The sequence below is a fragment of the Pedobacter sp. BAL39 genome (assembly GCF_000170795.1).
GTDB lineage: Bacteria > Bacteroidota > Bacteroidia > Sphingobacteriales > Sphingobacteriaceae > Pedobacter.
The window spans coordinates 39,334-56,949 of record NZ_ABCM01000011.1; the positions used below are offsets into that span (position 1 = coordinate 39,334).

Annotated in this window: 15 protein-coding genes; 10 read left to right on the plus strand and 5 right to left on the minus strand. The window is 47.5% G+C overall.

From position 1 onward, the window contains the following. Positions 1-104: 104 nt before the first annotated feature. From PBAL39_RS14715 to PBAL39_RS14755, 9 genes are all read left to right on the plus strand, one after another. Positions 105-1,034, plus strand: coding sequence for an outer membrane protein assembly factor BamD (locus tag PBAL39_RS14715; protein WP_008242866.1), 930 nt, complete (start codon positions 105-107; stop codon positions 1,032-1,034). Continuing rightward, positions 1,034-1,360, plus strand: a complete 327-nt coding sequence (locus PBAL39_RS14720) for a DNA-directed RNA polymerase subunit omega (protein ID WP_008242868.1) — start codon at positions 1,034-1,036, stop codon at positions 1,358-1,360. The genes PBAL39_RS14715 and PBAL39_RS14720 overlap by 1 nt, the downstream gene beginning before the upstream one ends. A gap of 43 nt (positions 1,361-1,403) precedes the next feature. Further along, entirely contained in the window at positions 1,404-2,606 is a 1,203-nt protein-coding gene (gene coaBC, locus PBAL39_RS14725) for a bifunctional phosphopantothenoylcysteine decarboxylase/phosphopantothenate--cysteine ligase CoaBC (RefSeq protein WP_008242870.1), read from the plus strand. Next, a complete protein-coding gene (locus PBAL39_RS14730) occupies positions 2,603-3,517 on the plus strand; it encodes a DUF4835 family protein (protein ID WP_008242873.1) in 915 nt (304 codons plus the stop codon). Before coaBC ends, PBAL39_RS14730 begins: the two co-directional genes overlap by 4 nt. A 98-nt stretch (positions 3,518-3,615) precedes the next feature. After that, entirely contained in the window at positions 3,616-3,999 is a 384-nt protein-coding gene (locus PBAL39_RS14735) for a BlaI/MecI/CopY family transcriptional regulator (protein ID WP_008242875.1), read from the plus strand. Between the two features lie 4 nt (positions 4,000-4,003). Beyond that, the gene (locus tag PBAL39_RS14740; RefSeq protein ID WP_008242877.1) at positions 4,004-5,929 is read left to right on the plus strand and encodes a M56 family metallopeptidase; all 1,926 of its coding nucleotides are present in this window, start codon (positions 4,004-4,006) and stop codon (positions 5,927-5,929) included. A gap of 108 nt (positions 5,930-6,037) precedes the next feature. Then, a complete protein-coding gene (gene recN, locus PBAL39_RS14745; RefSeq protein WP_008242880.1) occupies positions 6,038-7,696 on the plus strand; it encodes a DNA repair protein RecN in 1,659 nt (552 codons plus the stop codon). Continuing rightward, a complete protein-coding gene (locus PBAL39_RS14750) occupies positions 7,693-8,922 on the plus strand; it encodes a carboxypeptidase-like regulatory domain-containing protein (protein WP_008242882.1) in 1,230 nt (409 codons plus the stop codon). The genes recN and PBAL39_RS14750 overlap by 4 nt, the downstream gene beginning before the upstream one ends. Before the next feature lie 76 nt (positions 8,923-8,998). Then, the gene (locus tag PBAL39_RS14755; RefSeq protein ID WP_008242883.1) at positions 8,999-10,075 is read left to right on the plus strand and encodes a PA0069 family radical SAM protein; all 1,077 of its coding nucleotides are present in this window, start codon (positions 8,999-9,001) and stop codon (positions 10,073-10,075) included. Here PBAL39_RS14755 and PBAL39_RS14760 read toward each other — a convergent pair. The 4 genes from PBAL39_RS14760 to PBAL39_RS14775 form a co-directional block, all read right to left on the minus strand. Further along, a complete protein-coding gene (locus PBAL39_RS14760; RefSeq protein ID WP_039866752.1) occupies positions 10,072-11,007 on the minus strand; it encodes a hydroxypyruvate isomerase family protein in 936 nt (311 codons plus the stop codon). The two genes, PBAL39_RS14755 and PBAL39_RS14760, sit on opposite strands and share 4 nt — an antisense overlap. A 52-nt stretch (positions 11,008-11,059) precedes the next feature. Next, entirely contained in the window at positions 11,060-12,070 is a 1,011-nt protein-coding gene (locus tag PBAL39_RS14765; RefSeq protein WP_008242887.1) for an FAD:protein FMN transferase, read from the minus strand. Positions 12,071-12,088: 18 nt separating this feature from the next. Next, complete coding sequence (locus tag PBAL39_RS14770; RefSeq protein WP_008242888.1) at positions 12,089-13,408, minus strand: Gfo/Idh/MocA family protein; 1,320 nt, start codon at positions 13,406-13,408, stop codon at positions 12,089-12,091. Positions 13,409-13,489: 81 nt separating this feature from the next. Beyond that, entirely contained in the window at positions 13,490-14,473 is a 984-nt protein-coding gene (locus tag PBAL39_RS14775; protein ID WP_008242890.1) for an SUMF1/EgtB/PvdO family nonheme iron enzyme, read from the minus strand. Between the two features lie 242 nt (positions 14,474-14,715). Between PBAL39_RS14775 and PBAL39_RS14780 the strand changes: the two genes are divergently transcribed. Continuing rightward, complete coding sequence (locus PBAL39_RS14780) at positions 14,716-15,636, plus strand: sugar phosphate isomerase/epimerase (RefSeq protein WP_008242893.1); 921 nt, start codon at positions 14,716-14,718, stop codon at positions 15,634-15,636. 62 nt (positions 15,637-15,698) lie between these two features. Here PBAL39_RS14780 and ettA read toward each other — a convergent pair whose 3' ends face one another. Beyond that, the gene (gene ettA, locus PBAL39_RS14785) at positions 15,699-17,378 is read right to left on the minus strand and encodes an energy-dependent translational throttle protein EttA (RefSeq protein WP_008242896.1); all 1,680 of its coding nucleotides are present in this window, start codon (positions 17,376-17,378) and stop codon (positions 15,699-15,701) included. Positions 17,379-17,616 lie beyond the last annotated feature (238 nt).

Sequence of the window (17,616 nt, forward strand, 5' to 3'; positions counted from 1 at the left end):
TTGTTAAATTATGTTAAGGGCTTTGCCGGATGAAAGCCTTTACATAGCTTAGCGTCCTATTATTTTTAATTGACGGTATCGTATTATTAACTTATCTTTGCAGAATGTTTAAAATTAAACACTTATTAATATTAAGTTTCACCATTATAGCCTTAACCATTGCAGGCTGTAAAAGCCAGTTTGAAAAAATCAGGTTGAGCAACGACGTGGCCAAAAAGTACCAGGAGGCTATGCGTCTGTACAACAAAAAGAATTATTCAAAGGCCATCATTCTGTTTGAAGACCTCTCACAGAAATACAGGGGCCGTGCGGAAGCTGAAGATTTAAACTACTATTACTCACTTACACTATATAAGTTAAAAGATTACACTACTGCCAGATATCAATTCAAATCCTTCGCAGACACCTACCCAACAAGTAAATATGCCGAAGAATGCCGTTATCTTGGCGCTTATTGCTACTACCTGGAATCTCCAATCTGGTCATTAGATCAGGAGAATACCTATAAGGCCATTGATGCCTTACAGCTGTTCATTAACTTTTATCCAAAAAGTGAACGCGCTGCAGATGCCAGTAAATACATTGCAGACCTTCGCAACAAGCTGGAAACAAAGGCATTCAACAATGCCAAGTTATATTACACGCTTGGTGGTTATGACATCAACAACTACAAGTCAGCCGTCATTGCACTAAAAAATGCACAGATTGACTTCCCTGATATTAAATTTGCAGAAGAGATGGACCTGCTCATTGTTAAGTCGCAATTTGCCTATGCAAAAAACAGCTACGAGACCCGTCAGGAAGATCGTTATTCAGAAGCCATTACTTATGCTGATGAGTTTATCGAATCACATCCGGAAAGTAAACTGCTTCCTGAAGCACAAGAATTAAAAAAAGACAGTCAGGCTGGCATTGACAATGCAAAACGTGTCCTTGCTGAAATTGCCAAAGACGAGGCAAAATACAAAGCAATGATGGCCAAAGATGCCAAATTAGACAGTACGACTACCACAATTAAAACCCCAATCAAATAATGAGTACGAATAAACCCGCTGTACCGAATACTACCGTTACCAGAAATGTAAATGATCTGGATCAGAAAACTGAGAACATCTATGAGTCTTTGGTGATCATTTCTAAGAGGGCTAATCAGATTTCAAACAACATCAAAGAAGAACTCCACGGCAAACTAGCTGAGTTCGCTTCTTCAAATGATAACCTGGAAGAGATCTTTGAAAACAGGGAGCAGATTGAAATCAGCAAGCACTATGAGCGCATGCCAAAACCTACTTTGATTGCTATTGATGAGTTCCTGAATGATAAAGTTTATCACAGAAACCCAGCGAAAGAACAACAGTAAAAAGATCGGGCATCGGTAATAATTTGCATCTTTGCAGGCAACCATGCTAGAAAATAAAAACATCATTCTTGGCGTTTGCGGCAGCATTGCGGCATATAAATCGGCTACACTAGTGAGATTACTGGTGAAGGCTGGCGCAAACGTCAAAGTAATTCTTACCGCCGACGCCGCCAATTTCATTACGCCGCTTACCCTGGCCACGCTTTCAAAAAATCCTGTTTACACCCAATATTTTGATGCCGAAACCGGCGTATGGAGCAACCATGTAGAGCTGGGCCTATGGGCAGATTACATGTTGATCGCGCCTGCCAGTGCGAACACACTTGCCAAAATGGCGACAGGCATTTGCGACAACCTCCTTACCGCAGTATACTTATCTGCAAAGTGCCCCGTGCTGTTTGCCCCTGCAATGGATCTGGACATGTGGAAACATGAAAGTACACAACACAACATCCAGCAGCTACAAACATACCACAACCAACTCATCGCACCGGGCAGTGGTGAACTCGCCAGCGGACTTTATGGAGAAGGGCGTATGGCCGAGCCTGAGGAAATCTTCAGTTTCCTCGAAGCGCTGATCAGTCAGCACCTCCCCCTGAAGGGCAAAAATGTCACGGTTACTGCTGGGCCTACTTATGAGGCCATCGACCCTGTACGTTTCATCGGAAACCATTCCTCCGGAAAGATGGGCTTCGCCATTGCAGACCAGCTGGCAACATTGGGCGCAACAGTGACACTGATCAGCGGCCCCACCGCAGAAAAAAGCCTCCACAAGGTCAACAGAATAAATGTCACCAGCGCCGCCGATATGCTGGAGGCCTGCACCGCAGCTTTCACTCAAACCGACATCATGGTGATGAGTGCCGCAGTTGCCGACTATACCCCTGTGAAAAAGGAAACACAGAAGATCAAAAAACATACAGAAGAATTTCAGCTGGAGCTCCGGAAAACAACAGACATCCTGGCAACACTGGGCGCCATGAAAAAGGATCATCAGCTCCTGATCGGATTTGCACTGGAAACAGAAAACGAAGAGGTCCATGCCAAAGCAAAACTGCTAAAGAAAAACCTGGACCTCATTGTGCTGAACTCCCTGAACGATAAAGGCGCCGGCTTCAAGGTCGACACCAATAAAATTACTATCTTTAATCGTGCTGCCGAAAAAACAGTATTCCAGACGAAGTCTAAAACTGAGGTCGCCAAAGATATATGCACTGAAATATTAAAGTTAGTCGCACGCTCATGATGAAACGTTTTCTATTGATGATGATCGCTGTCGTAGGCAGCTATACCACTATCCTTGCACAGGAGCTGAACAGCCGCGTCCAGGTGCTTGCCCCTACAGTACCCAACATCAACAAAAGAAATCTGGATATCCTGCAGAACATCATCAGGGAGTTCCTGAACAGCAATAAGTGGACGACAGAGAGTTATACTCCCCAGGAGCGCATTTCCTGCAACCTGGTGATCACCATTACCGCCTGGGATGGCAGCTCCGCCTATAAAGCGGAAGCACAGATTCAATCCAGCAGGCCTGTATTTGGGAGCGCCTATAACAGCACACTGCTCAACATGAGCGACAAAGATTTTGACTTCAACTACAATGAGGGGCAGTCCCTGGACTTCTCCGATCAAAACTTCATCTCCAACCTCAGCTCACTTTTAGGCTTCTATGCAAATACCATCATCGGCCTCGATAAAGACAGCTTCAGTAAACTGGGGGGCACTCCCTACTACCTGAAAGCACAGACCCTGCTTAACCTCGCGCAGCAGGCTGGCAACAGTGGATGGAAGGCTGCAGACGGATTGAGAAACAGGTACTGGTTAAATGAAAACCTGCTGAATAAAAGCTTCAGCGACCTGAGGGCTTTCATCTACGACTATCATTTTAACGGACTGGACCGCCTGCAGGAAGATAAGGATAAAGGCACAAAAAAAATCATCTCTATCCTGTCCGACCTAAACCGACTGGACCGCCAGAAGCTTGGCTCCATATTTCCAAACGTCTACCTTTCAGCTAAGGCCGACGAAATCGCAAATGTGATCGCGCTGAGTAATCCGCAAGACCGCATGAAGGCTTATAACCTGCTGGTGGAAATCGACCCGGCAAACATCAGTAAATATGAAATCCTGAAAGCTCAGAAACAAGGGTTTTAGCTCATTCCAGCAGCAAGCCATCTTTTTTTAATCTTTTATTTTGATTATACGAATATCTTCGTACATTTGATTACGAAACAATTCGTATATATATAAAGATGACTGAAGCTCAAAACATTAAGCCTACGGAAAGTGAACTGGAGATCTTGCAGATCCTTTGGAAAAAAGGGAACTGCACAGTCAGGGAGGTGCACGAGATTTTAGAAAAAAATAAGGATGCGGGATATACGACCACTTTAAAGTTGATGCAGATCATGGCTGAGAAGGGATTGGTAGCCCGCAATACCAGTTCAAAAACACACATTTACAGTGCCCTCATCAATCAGCATAAAACTCAGCAACACCTGGTAAACAAGATGATCGACAATGTATTTAACGGATCGGCGGCAAGATTAGTGATGCAGGCCCTGGGAAACCACAGTGCCAGCAAGGATGAGATAGATTCAATAAAGAAATATCTGGATGAACTAAGCAAAAAATAAAACTATGGAAGCCCTCTTAAACAACCTCATCAAAGCAACTGGCTGGAGCATTTTTCACTCGCTGTGGCAGGGAGCCATCATTTACGGAATACTACTGCTCGTTACCCTTGCTTTCCCGAAACTGCAATCAAAGTTAAAACACAACATGGCCTACGGTGCCATCTGTCTCATCTTCATTTCTTTTGTGGTGACCTTCTTTTCGGTATTCAAAATGCCGGAAACGGGAAATCAGGCTGCTAGCACAGTAGTCATGATAGATGCGGATTACGAAGCTTACGGCACCAGTCTAACCCAACAGATCAGCAGCACTGCAGAGTATGCCTTTCCTTATCTGGTCAGCATCTATGGTGCAGGACTTATCTTCCAGTTGTTTATGCTTTTCGGAGGATACAAACGGATGCTGGACATCCGGAAGGCACTGCGCGTTGCAGTCCCCAAAGAATGGAACCAGTCATTTGAGCAACTGAAAGCAAGGTTTAATCTACGTAGAACAATAGGTTTTTATCTTTCAGAACAAATCAATGTACCCTTGGTAATCGGCTATTTCAAGCCCGTAGTCCTTTTTCCCATGGCATTGGCCACACAGCTGGACATTGAGCAGGTGGAGGCCATATTGATCCATGAACTCTCCCATATCCGCAGGAACGACTACCTCCTCAACCTGATCAAAACCGGAATTGAAACACTTCTTTTCTTCAACCCTTTTGTGTGGTTGAGTGGCAGGGCAATCAATATCGAGCGTGAACATGCCTGCGATGACCTGGTCCTGAAGTTTACCGGAACACCCGTTACCTATGCACATGCCCTCCTTAAACTGGAAATATTAAAAGACAAATCCTCACCTGCCCTATCCATGGCTGCAACAGGAAAAAATCAACACTTATATCAACGTATTAAAAGGATTACTGATATGAAAACGAACTACATGAATGCCAAACAACAGCTCATGGCAATTGCGCTGACCGTGGCCACGGTAGTCTCGCTGGCTTGGGTAAAACCATCCGCAGCACAACAGGCAGATACGAAAACAACCTCCAGTGCCCAGGAAATTCCTGCGCCACCAGTGCCACCAGCGCCGATGATACCTATGGCTCCTATAGCGCCTATGCCACCTCAAGCTCAGTCACCGGTACAACCGCCATTGCCACCGCAGCCCTTCTGCACCATAAAAAACACAACGCAGCTGTTTCAGGACACCACGAAGAAAAAGCTGAAGTACACCATTATCGCAATCGATGAAAATGGGAAGAAAAAGAAATATCACTCCATCGAGGAGATGCCGGAGCGCATGAGAAATCAGGTTGTTAGCGACCATTTCAACATCAACATCAACAATGATATCGCAATCGACAGCATCGTCACTGCGAGCGTATCCTTCCTGAAATCACCGGAATGGAAAAAAGCGATGACAGACATTAAGATCAGTACTGATGGCGTTCAGAAATACTTTAATTCACCCGAATGGAAATCCCAGCAGGAGGAGATCAGGAGAAGCACGGCAGAGATGAAAAAGTATTTCAACTCCCCGGAATGGAAAGCCCAGCAAGAGGAGATCAGAAAAAGTGCTTCGGAGCTCCGCATTCAGTTCAATTCACCTGAATGGAACGAGCATCAGGAAGAAATCAAAAAAAGTGCTGCAGAAATGAAAAAGTACTTCAACTCCCCGGAATGGAAATCCCATCAGGAAGAGTTGCGGAAGAACATGAATGAAGCCACAAAGCAGCTGAACGAAAACAACCAGACTAAGGAGCGCCATCAGGCCGCGAAAAAGCAGGTTGACGTAGCCCGAACGCAACTGGAAAATGCCCGAAAACAAGCGGAGCAATACGCCCAAATGGCAAGAGCTGGCGCTGATGCAGACAGGAGACTGACTGACCACCGACAGTTGGATGAAATCAGGGCAGTAGAAGAAAAAAAGATGCAGTTATAAACCACACACAAACGAAAGTAAAAAGGCGGAAGAAAAACAACTTCCGCCTTTTTTTGTGACAAAGAATAAGCAGCCATTGCGGAAGATTTCATATTTTAGCATCAGAATATGCTACAAAAACTGACTATCCGTAACTACGCATTAATAGACAGTGTTGAACTGGAACTGGACAAAGGCCTGAACATCATCACTGGAGAAACCGGTGCCGGTAAAAGCATCATGCTGGGTGCACTGTCACTGATCCTCGGGCAGCGTGCAGAGACGAAATACTTCTTCAACCAGGATAAAAAATGTATCATCGAAGGTCAGTTCCAGCTCAAAAATACGGACCTGAAGGTCTTGTTTGAGGAGCAAGACATCGACTTTTACGAAGAGAGCACGCTGAGGCGCGAAATTTCCACTGATGGCAAATCCAGAGCTTTCATCAATGATACCCCGGTTACATTGAGTCTGATGAAACAGATCGGCGAACGGCTGATTGACATCCATTCACAACACGCCACGCTGGCGGTGAATGATCCCGCCTTTCAGCTTGCTGTAGTAGACACGCTTGCTAATCATCAGGCGGCATTGCACAGTTACAGGTCATCCTATAAAAAATATAAAAAAGACCAGCAAACACTTGCCGCCCTGCAGCAGGCTGCCGATGAAGCGCGCAGCCGTCAGGACTATGAGCAGTTTCTGTTCAATGAACTGGAACAGGCGGCGCTAAAAGCTGAAGAACAGCAGCAGCTGGAAGCAGAGCTCCAGACACTCAGCAATGCCGAAAGCATCAAACGCGCTTTACTGGGCAGTTACCAACTGCTGAGTGAGCAGGAGATGTCCGTTTTGCCCATGCTCAAGGAAGCCATCGTCCAGATCCAGCATATTGAGAGGTATAACCCCGCCTATGAATCCCTGAATGAACGCCTGCGTTCCTCCATGATTGAGCTGAAGGACATTGCTGATGAAGCACAGCACCTGGAGGAAAGCGTCATCTTCAGTCCGGCGAGGATTGAAGAGATCAACGGCAGGCTGGACGTCATCTACAGCCTGCAGACGAAACACAAGGTCAACAATATTGAAGAGCTGCTGGCCATCCAGGAACAGCTGTCCACCAACCTGAGCGACCTGCAGAACAGCGATGAAGAAATTGAACGACTTAGCAAGGAAATCGCCCAGCTGAAGGGCAGCCTGGAGCAACAGGCAGAGAAGCTTTCTGCAAACCGGAAAAAATCTATCGCTGCGACGGAAAAACAGGTTGCAGAAGTGCTCCACCAGGTAGGTATGCCAAATGCCAGGATCAAGATAGAACAGCTGGCCTTAGGGGAGCTGAACAAAGATGGGAAAGACCTCATCACCCTCCTGTTTTCCGCAAATAACGGCCAGGCACCCGCCCCGGTAGGAAAAGTGGCTTCAGGAGGCGAGTTGTCCAGATTGATGCTGGCCATAAAATCCATCATGGCCAAACATACCGACCTCCCCACACTGATATTTGATGAAATAGATACCGGTATTTCGGGCGAAACGGCGCTGCGCGTAGGTGAAGTGATTGGCAACCTGGAGCAGAACATGCAGGTCATCTGCATCACCCACCTTCCCCAGATTGCCGCAAAAGGCGAAGCCCACTACTTCGTGTATAAAAATGAGCAGTCGCAGCGTACCACTACGGGCATCCGTCGACTGAGCCATGCTGAGCGTGTCACCACCATCGCAGAAATGCTGAGCGGGAAAAATCCTGCTGCCTCGGCACTCAAGAATGCGGAAGACCTGCTGAAGATCTCATGATCAGGTTCCTCTCGGGTGTCCTCCTCCTCCTCTGCTTCAGCACGGGTACGCATGCGCAGAACCTGTACTCCATCACGGGCACGGTAAAAGACAAAAAGGGAGAGACACTACCTGGGGCGGGGATTTACCTGAGTGGGTATACCATTGCTACTGTTGCCAACAACGACGGCCAGTTTAACCTCAGCAAGCTGAAACCAGGATCTTATGAAGTCGTCGTTCAGATGATCGGCTTCCTTCCCTACAGCAAAAGTGTGATCATTGGCGACAAATCTGTAGACATCACCATTGTCCTTGCTGAGAACACCATACAGCTCAACGAGGTGGTGATCAGGTCAGACCCCGACAGGGACAAGAACCTGCAGATCTTCAAGGATTTCTTCATTGGCAAAACGCCAAATTCTGCACAATGTAAAATACTCAACCCCAATGTGCTCTTCATAAAATACGATAAAGAAACCAAGGTGCTCAGTGTGACCACCAACGAATTCCTGGTGGTAGAAAATAAAGCCCTGGGTTACCAGCTGAAATATATGCTCACTTTATTCGAGTACAACTACAACACCAGGATCATCTCTTTCTCGGGCCTCCCGGTATTTGAAGACCTGAAGGGGTCCGCCAAAAAGAAAAAGGAATGGCTGGAGCGCCGGGAGAACGCCTATCATGGATCTCCACAGCACTTCTTCCAGTCGTTATACCGGAACAGCTCAGCTGAAGATGGTTTTGTCATCTACAAACGTGTCCATGTTAAAAACCCAAACCGGCCGTCAGACAGCCTGCTTGCCGCCATGAGGACTCGTTTGCTTCGAAAGGCTCCTGGAAGTATGATGAGGGCAGGACCTGTAGAGGTAGATTCACTGACCATCCTGAAGCAGCTCTACGAACTGCCCAAAGAATACCTGGTGCTGGATACCAATGCAGTCAACCCGGATACGCTGGTCAAACATTTCTATCCCAACCGCAGAACCGTCAACTTTAAAGATGAGCTGTATGTCATGTACACCAGAGAACAGGAATCCAATGGATATTCGTCCACCGGGCATTACGTCATGAGGCCACTCTTCATTCCCAATTATCAGATTTCTATTGTGCGTCAATTGTCCGGATCATTTAGCTTTTATGCCAACGGTGGGATGCACGACAACAGGTCGGTTCTCTACGAGGGCTTCTGGGCTTATGAAAAAATCGGCGACATGGTTCCCATCGATTACATCCCCCGAAAAAGATAAAACCAGGCACGTCCTAAAATATTGTTAGAATAGTCATTCTTCATTATAATAATACTAATATTTTTAGTAATTTTAGATGATGATTAAAGAAGAACAAGCAGGAGAAAAGTATTTCAAAGGCCGAGGGGCGCAACTGAACCCGAACAACCGCTTTTTCAAAAATGAATATGTGAAGGAACATGAGGAGGGCATTGACGATTGGGAAGATCCGGAGCAAAAGACTTCTTTTATTTTCGGGCAGTCGAAATCCATAGTCAACAAAGTCACAAGCCCCGATGTGGGCATGGCCTATTCCCTCAATCCCTACCAGGGTTGCGAGCATGGCTGCACGTATTGTTACGCAAGGAATGCGCATGAGTACTGGGGTTTCAGTGCGGGGCTGGACTTCGAGCGGAAGATTATCGTCAAGAAGGATGCGCCGCAGCTCTTCCGGAAATTTCTGGAGCGCAAGGGATGGGATGCCTCCACCATTTCCTTATCAGGGAATACCGATTGTTACCAGCCTGCAGAGCGGCAGTTCCGCATTACCAGGGAGCTGCTGGAAATTGCGCTGGAATACCGGCAGCCCATCGGGATGATCACAAAAAATGCATTGATACTACGCGACCTCGACCTGTTGTCGGAGATGGCAAAGCTCAACCTCTGCATGGTTTACATCTCCATCAACAGCCTGAATGAGCAGCTGAGGTTAAAGATGGAACCCCGGACGGCCACAGCAAAACAGCGGCTGAAGGTTGTGGAGGCATTGAGCAGCGCAGGCATTCCTACCGGAGTAATGGTCGCACCGCTTGTCCCCGGACTGAGTGACCATGAAATTCCGACGGTGTTAAAGGCAGTAAGCAACGCTGGGGCGATATCTGCAGGTTATACCGTAGTCCGGCTCAATGGTGCCATTGCCGGAATCTTTGAAGACTGGCTACGTAAGAATTTCCCGGACAGATTTGAAAAGGTATGGCACGCCATCCAGTCCTGTCACCATGGAAATGTAAATGACAGCAGGTTTGGGGAACGCATGAGGGGTGATGGCAACATTGCCCAACTGATCAGGGACAGTTTTAAGCTGCACTGCCGTTTGAACAGACTCAATGAGCAGCGGATCCAACTGGATTCCAGTCTTTTTAAAGTGCCCGGAACCCAGTTTAGTATGTTTTAGGATTTAGCAATACTAAAGTCGTCAACCTCCCTGTAAGCTTGGATCAGGCGCAGCTCCCCTTCTTTCCCTTTCCGCGAGTTGCCATGTTCCATGCCCATCACACCTTTATAACCCTTATCATAAATGTGCTTGAAAAGATTTTTATAATTGATCTCTCCCGTGGTAGGTTCATTCCTTCCCGGATTGTCGCCGATCTGGATGTAGGCGATCTCCTCCCAGCAGCGGTCGATGTTGACGATCAGGTTTCCTTCCGTCTTCTGCATATGGTAGATGTCGTACAGGATTTTACAGGACGGACTGTCGACAGCCTTACACACATTGTAAGTTTCATGTGTTTGCTGCAGGAACAGGTCAGGGGTATCACTGAGTGTCTCCAGTACCATAATGAGCCCGTGTGGTTCAAAAACTTCTGCACCGGCACGCATGGCATCCACCACATTGGCCATCTGGTTGCCGTAAGGAAGACGACGCTCGTAAAAGCCGGGCACCACGGTGAGCCATTTGGCATTACAGCGTTTTGCAGCTTCGACAGATTTACGGCAAGTATCTACAAAGTGATCTTTAAATTCCTTTTTACCTGTAGTGAGTGAGGTCTTCCAGTTATCGCCGCCATCCACAACAAACACGCCCATCCTCATGCCCAGCTTTTCCAGCAGGGCACCAATTTTCTGCTGTTCCTCTACGGGGCGGCCTAAAAAGCCATTGTCTTCAATAGAGCGGAAGCCCTGCTCATGCATGTACCGGATCTGGTCCAGGAAATCCTTTCCCGCATGCTGTTCAAACATTCCCTGATGAGGCGCATAGTCGAGTTTGAAAGTTTTGCCGGCAGCAGTGGCCTTAACAGTCGCTGTTCCAGTGGCAAAACTATCAGCGCCCAGCAGGATTCCTCCTGTGCTGAGCGCTGTATTTCTTATAAAATCTTTTCTATTCATAATTTTCATTTAGTAGAGGCATCCCATATCATTGATAAAGAGTCCTCCTGTTTTATTGCAGCAGCATCTTTCTGAAACCTGTTGTCAGCGTATCGGCAACACTGCCATCCCGGCGGCGATAGATGATGTAGGCTTCCATTTTCTTTTTCGCAGACACAAAAGCAAGTGCCTCCTCCAGCTCCATTGCCATGATCGCATTGTCGTATCCATCCGCAGTGATCGCATCCTCCGCATAGACCGTCACGCTGATCAGCTGGTTGTCCAGAGGGTAACCGGTTTTGGGGTTGATGAGGTGACTGATCCTTTTGCCACCCTTCTGCAGGTATTTGCGGTAATTTCCAGAGGTCGTTATGGCACCTGCATTGAGTCGGATAGTATGCCTGATGACCGGCTCCGCATCCACAGTTTCCGAAGGACCTTCGATGCCGATGCGCATGGGCGAACCATCAGGTTTTGGCCCCCGGATGCGGAGCTCACCTCCAATCTCCACCACAAAGGCTTTGATCTTTTTATGCGACAGGTAATTGGCGACCACATCAACGCTGTATCCCTGGGCGATGCCATTGAGGTCGATCCGAACTTCAGGATGTGTTTTTGTCAGCAGATTTCCTTTGAGCTGCAGTTTATCCATCCCTACATACTTCATCATTTCCTTTAACGCAGTCGAATCGGGAAAGGTGGTTACCGGCTTAGGGCCGAATCCCCAGGCTTGGACCAATGGTCCTACGGTTACGTCAAACTTTCCCTGTGTGTCTTTATAAATCTCAAAAGACCGCTTCATCACCCTGGCAAAATGAGGATCAATGGACAATCCAGATACCCCGGCGTTAAAGCGGGCGATCTGGCTGTACGGTTTGTAGAGCGACATGGAGGAATCGATCACCTGCAAGAGGCTGTCGACCTGCCCCCGGGTCACCAAGCTGTCCTTCGCATAATAGCTGATGTGGTAATCTGTGCCCTGGGCGTAACCATGGACCAGGTACAACCTCGGCGGTTCCTCCCTAAAAAAGGAGAAAAGGAACAAGGGCAGCAGCGCCAGGAGTATTTTATAGATTAAGCCCAATATCTTCTTTGCTGGTGATTAGAGCACTTTTGTTTTTCCTGGTGTCGGAATCGGGTAAAGGCCATTTTCATCCGGCATCAGTTTAGGATTGGCGGTCCAGCTGAACTGATCAGGCAGCAGGCTATTGTCGGCCTTCAACGCTTCATCCCAATTGATCACCTGCCCGGAATAGGTGGCATACCTTCCGATGATCGCTGTGAAGCAGCTTTTTGCACCGCGTTCAGCATCACTGAATTTATACTCCCCTTTCGAGATGGCCGCGAACAGTTCATCATGCTCCGTTTGGTAAGGGTTGGCATTTCCTTTTGTAGAATGGCTGAACAGCTCTTTGCCTTTATGGTCCCAGAGCACCCCCTGGTTGCCTGCAGAGAGGTAGGTACGACCTTTCGTTCCCTGGAAGGTTTCATCTACCCGGTTAGAGATCCCTTCAAAATGCCGGCACTGACTGTAGATGACGGCACCATCCGCATAGGTAAGCTCTACCGCATGGTTGTCATAAATCTCGCCATAATCCTTTCCTGTTCTCCAGGCACGGCTTCCTGTTCCCTGTACGGAAACGGGATAAGCCCCTTTCACCCAGTTGGCGATGTCGATGTTATGCACATGCTGTTCCACGATATGGTCGCCGCAGAGCCAGTTGAAGTAATACCAGTTTCTCATTTGGTATTCCATTTCCGTCTGGTTGGGTTCCCTTTTTTTGACCCAGACACCCCCGCTGTTCCAGTAGACCTGGCCGCCCACCACGTCGCCGATTGCGCCATCCTGGATCCGCTTGATGGTCTCCCTGTAATTGGCCTGATAGCGGCGCTGCAGTCCGACGACGACATTAAGTTTTTTCTGTTTGGCAATCTCAGCTGCCGCCAGCACCCTTCTGATTCCCGGGGCATCCACGGCAACAGGTTTTTCCATGAAAACGTGTTTACCCTGTTTTACTGCTTCCTCAAAATGTATGGGCCTGAAACCCGGAGGCGTCACCAATAATACCACATCGGCAAGGGCAATCGCCTGTTTGTAGGCATCGAAACCTACAAAGCGACGGTCCTGCGGCACATCAACTTTATCTTTAAACTTATCAGAGAGCACTTTATAGCTATTTTCAAGACGATCCTGGAAGGCGTCGCCCATGGCCACCAGCTTCACATTCGCTGTGGTACTTAGGGCCTGAAAGGCAGCCCCCGTACCGCGGTCGCCGCAGCCAATCAAGGCAATTTTTATGGTATCATCTACAGAGGAATGTCCTCCGGCAAAAGCAAACTGGTTTAAGACCATCCCACCGGCTACCAGTGCAGAGGCTTTTAAAAATTCACGGCGCTTATCGCGCAAGTCGTTGTTGTTCATATTGATTCAGATTTTTATATCAGGTTGTGTGTATGTGTGTATGGATTCAGTTTTCCTGCATGGCGCTGAAATGTGATTGCGTTAGTAATCAGCAATTACCGGTTTATTATAGTAGGCTTCAATTTCTGCTTTGGATGGTGGCACCAGCGGGCGCAGCAATCGCATACCTACAAATGGGGCTTCCGGAAACCACCAGTTACTTTTAGGAATCTGAGGGTCCAGCTGTTTCCACACCGGATCGGAAGCAGCCCGCTTTGCAGAACGCAGGTCGGCGGCCAGATCCTCGTAAGCACCACCACGAACCACATTGGCATATAGTTTATCGGGTGCGGCAACAGGGTTTAATACCGGACTTTCCTTAGCGCTGGCATAAAAATCAGGAAGATACTGGTCGTAAGTCCATTCAGCAACATTGCCATGCATGTCAAAAAGACCCCATTTGTTTGGTTTCTTCTGACCTACCTCATGGGTTTTACCACCGCTATTTTCCTTATACCAGGCATAATCTTTCAACTCTGATGCGGCGTCTCCAAAGGAATAACTGGTGGTTGCTCCCGCGCGGCAGGCATACTCCCATTCCGCTTCCGTTGGGAGGCGATAGAAAACACCGGTCCTGGCATACAACCATTTGCAGTATTGAATGGCATTATATTGTGTCATGGCCAATGCAGGATGGTTCGCCTTTCCCATTCCAAAGGTCATATCCAAATAGGGTTTTGTTGGACGCGTTACGGCGTCTACATCGGCAGGGACCGCAGATGTGCTGTGGGTGCTTTCGTAATCTTTATAGAGAAAGGGCTCATAAATATCCCAGGTCACCTCTACTGCGCCCATCCAGAAGGCATCGAGTTTTACCTGGTGTGCTGGCTGTTCATCTTTAGCGCCTTTTTTGCTGCCCATGACAAATTGTCCCGCAGGAATTGCTTTCATCTCGAAGCTCAGCTTCGTGCCGTTAATTTGTTGTGTATAGCTGTTGTGTGCCGCTCCCGGAGCACCGGGTAGCTGCGCGAGGGCGACAAAGCTCATCATCGAAATAGAGATTGTCAATGCATTTTTTAAGTTCATTGTGGTGTGTTTACAGTTTAATATTTGGCCTAACCTACTGACTAACTAAAATATAGGCATTTATCCACAATTCAAACAAACCGCAGCATTATTCTAAAAATAATGTCTGTTTGACACTTATTTGTTACGAAAGGGTTTGATGTCGCGAAAGGCGCAATGAGCTTACATTTATTCATGATAAAATTTAATATCTTGTATCCTCATTAACCTGACCATTTATCCTCATTAAACTGACTTCCCGTATGAAAACCACCAACAGAAGATATTTTCTCAGAGACCTTGGCCTGCTGACCGTAGCCTCCGGGCTCGCCTCCCTGCTTCCTTACGACCTTCTGGCCATGGATAAAAAAGACTTTTTTAAGATCTCCCTTGCAGAATGGTCTTTCCATAAGGCACTTTTTGCAAATGAAATGACCAACCTTCAGTTTCCGGTCATCAGCAAGAAGGAATTCGGCATTGACATCGTCGAGTATGTCAGTCCCTTTTTTCAGAAAAAGGAATCGGACAGCAGTTACCTGAAAGAGCTCAAGCTGATTACCGATAGTGAGGGGGTACAAAACCACCTCATCATGGTGGACGGCGAAGGCCAGCTGGGTGATCTGGACGAGCAAGCCAGAACGAAAGCAATAGAAAACCACTACAAATGGGTGGATGCTGCCAAATTCCTTGGGTGCAAAACCATCCGTGTCAATGCTGCTGGTGAGGGCCCCGCAGATGCCGTCAAAGCGGCGGCCATCGACGGATTGGGCAGGCTTAGTGAATACGGGCAGAAAAACAGGATCAACGTCATCGTGGAGAACCATGGTGGTCATTCCTCAGATGGAAAGTGGCTTTCCGCCGTGATCAAGGGCGTCAATAACAGCTATTGTGGCACGTTGCCAGACTTTGGCAATTTCAGGATCTCAAAAGATAAGGAGTATGATAAATACCAGGGGGTGACCGACCTGATGCCGTATGCAAAAGGAGTAAGCGCCAAGACCTTCAATTTTGATGCAGCAGGAAACGAGCCGGATATTGATTATGACAGGATGTTCAAAATCATTAAAGACGCGAAATGGTCGGGGATTGTGGGGATTGAATATGAAGGATCAGCATTATCTCCAAAAGAAGGGATTATGAAAACGAAACTGCTGCTCGAAAAAGTAAGGAGCAAATTCGGGTAGCAAAAAAAATCGTCATCCTGAATGTTCAGGATGACGATGTGTACCGGCTCAGCGTTTCGCTACTAAACCAGCTTTTTATACTTAATGCGGTGAGGTGTTACATCACCCAGGCGTTTCTTCCTGTTTTCTTCATAGTCGCTGTAGTTACCTTCAAAGAAGTACACCTGCGAGTTGCCTTCAAAGGCAAGTATGTGTGTACAGATGCGATCCAGGAACCAGCGGTCGTGACTGATGACCACGGCACATCCGCCGAAGTTTTCCAGCGCTTCCTCAAGTGCCCGCAGTGTATTTACGTCGATATCATTCGTCGGCTCATCGAGCAGCAATACGTTGGATCCCTTTTTAAGAGTGATGGCCAGGTGCACGCGGTTGCGCTCTCCACCAGAAAGGATACCGACCTTTTTCTGCTGATCACCACCGTTAAAGTTAAACTTGGACACGTAAGCACGTCCATTTACGGCCTTGTTGCCCAACTGAATGTTGTCCAGTCCGTCGGTAATGTTTTCGTAAACGGTTTTATCCGGATCAAGATCGTTGTGCATCTGATCCACATAGCCCAATGCTACCGTCTCTCCCACCCTGAATGTTCCCGTATCAGGCGTTTCCTGCTCCGTAATCAAGCGGAAGAGCGTGGTTTTACCCGCACCATTTGGCCCGATGATTCCAACGATACCTGCAGGAGGCAGCGAGAAACTCAGGTTTTCAAACAAGACTTTGTCGCCGTAAGATTTGGTAATGTTATTGGCTTCGATCACCACATTCCCCAGGCGCGGCCCAGGTGGGATGAACAGCTCCAGTTTGTCTTCTCTTTCTTTAGAATCCTCCGAGGCCAGTTTATCATAGTTTGACAGACGTGCTTTGGATTTGGCATGTCTGGCTTTCGGTGCCATGCGCACCCATTCCAGCTCACGCTCCAATGTTTTCTGACGTTTGCTTTCGGTTTTCTCCTCCTGTGCCAGACGTTTAGCTTTCTGATCCAGCCATGAAGAATAATTGCCTTTCCATGGAATCCCTTCCCCTCTGTCGAGCTCAAGGATCCACCCAGCCACATTATCCAGGAAATACCTGTCGTGGGTAACGGCAATGACCGTACCTTTATATTCTTTGAGGAATTGCTCCAGCCAGTCGATACTTTCCGCATCCAGGTGATTGGTAGGCTCATCCAGCAAGAGTACATCCGGCTCCTGCAGCAGCAGGCGGCACATCGCTACGCGGCGACGTTCCCCACCGGACAGCACACCTATTTTGGTATCCGGATCAGGGCAGCGCAGGGCGTCCATGGCACGTTCCAGCTTGTTGTCCAGCTCCCAGGCGTTCACGGCATCAATCTTATCCTGCAGTTCCCCCTGCCTGTTCATCAGTTTCTCCATGGCATCGGCATCCTCATAAACTTCAGGAAGGCCAAACTGCTCGTTGATGGATTCGTATTCTTTCAGAATGGCTGTGATTTCGGCAACGCCTTCCTCTACAACTTCTCTGACCGTTTTATTTTCGTCAAGTTCAGGTTCCTGTGCCAGATATCCCACGGTGTAACCCGGCGAGAAGACCACTTCTCCCTGAAAAGCTTTGTCGATCCCTGCAATGATCTTTAAAACGGAGGATTTACCAGAACCGTTCAGACCGATCACACCAATCTTGGCACCATAAAAGAATGAAAGGTAAATGTTTTTTAAAACTTGCTTCTGGGGTGGATAAATCTTATTTACCCCCGCCATTGAAAAAATGATCTTTTCGTCTGACATATATATCTGGTAATTTATGCGTTTTAACGCCTGTAAATGAACTATTGAACCGCTCCAGCACTGGTGCTGAATCCTGCAAAGATAAACAAGCATCGGAAGTAAAGAAATACAAAAGTCAAATCCGGACAGGTAGCCTGCTACATCGCCATAAGGACGTTACAAAAAGCCAAAACTAAAGGCTTTACAAATACGTTACTTAAAATATAAACAACGGATCAACCACGCCAAAATAGCTGAA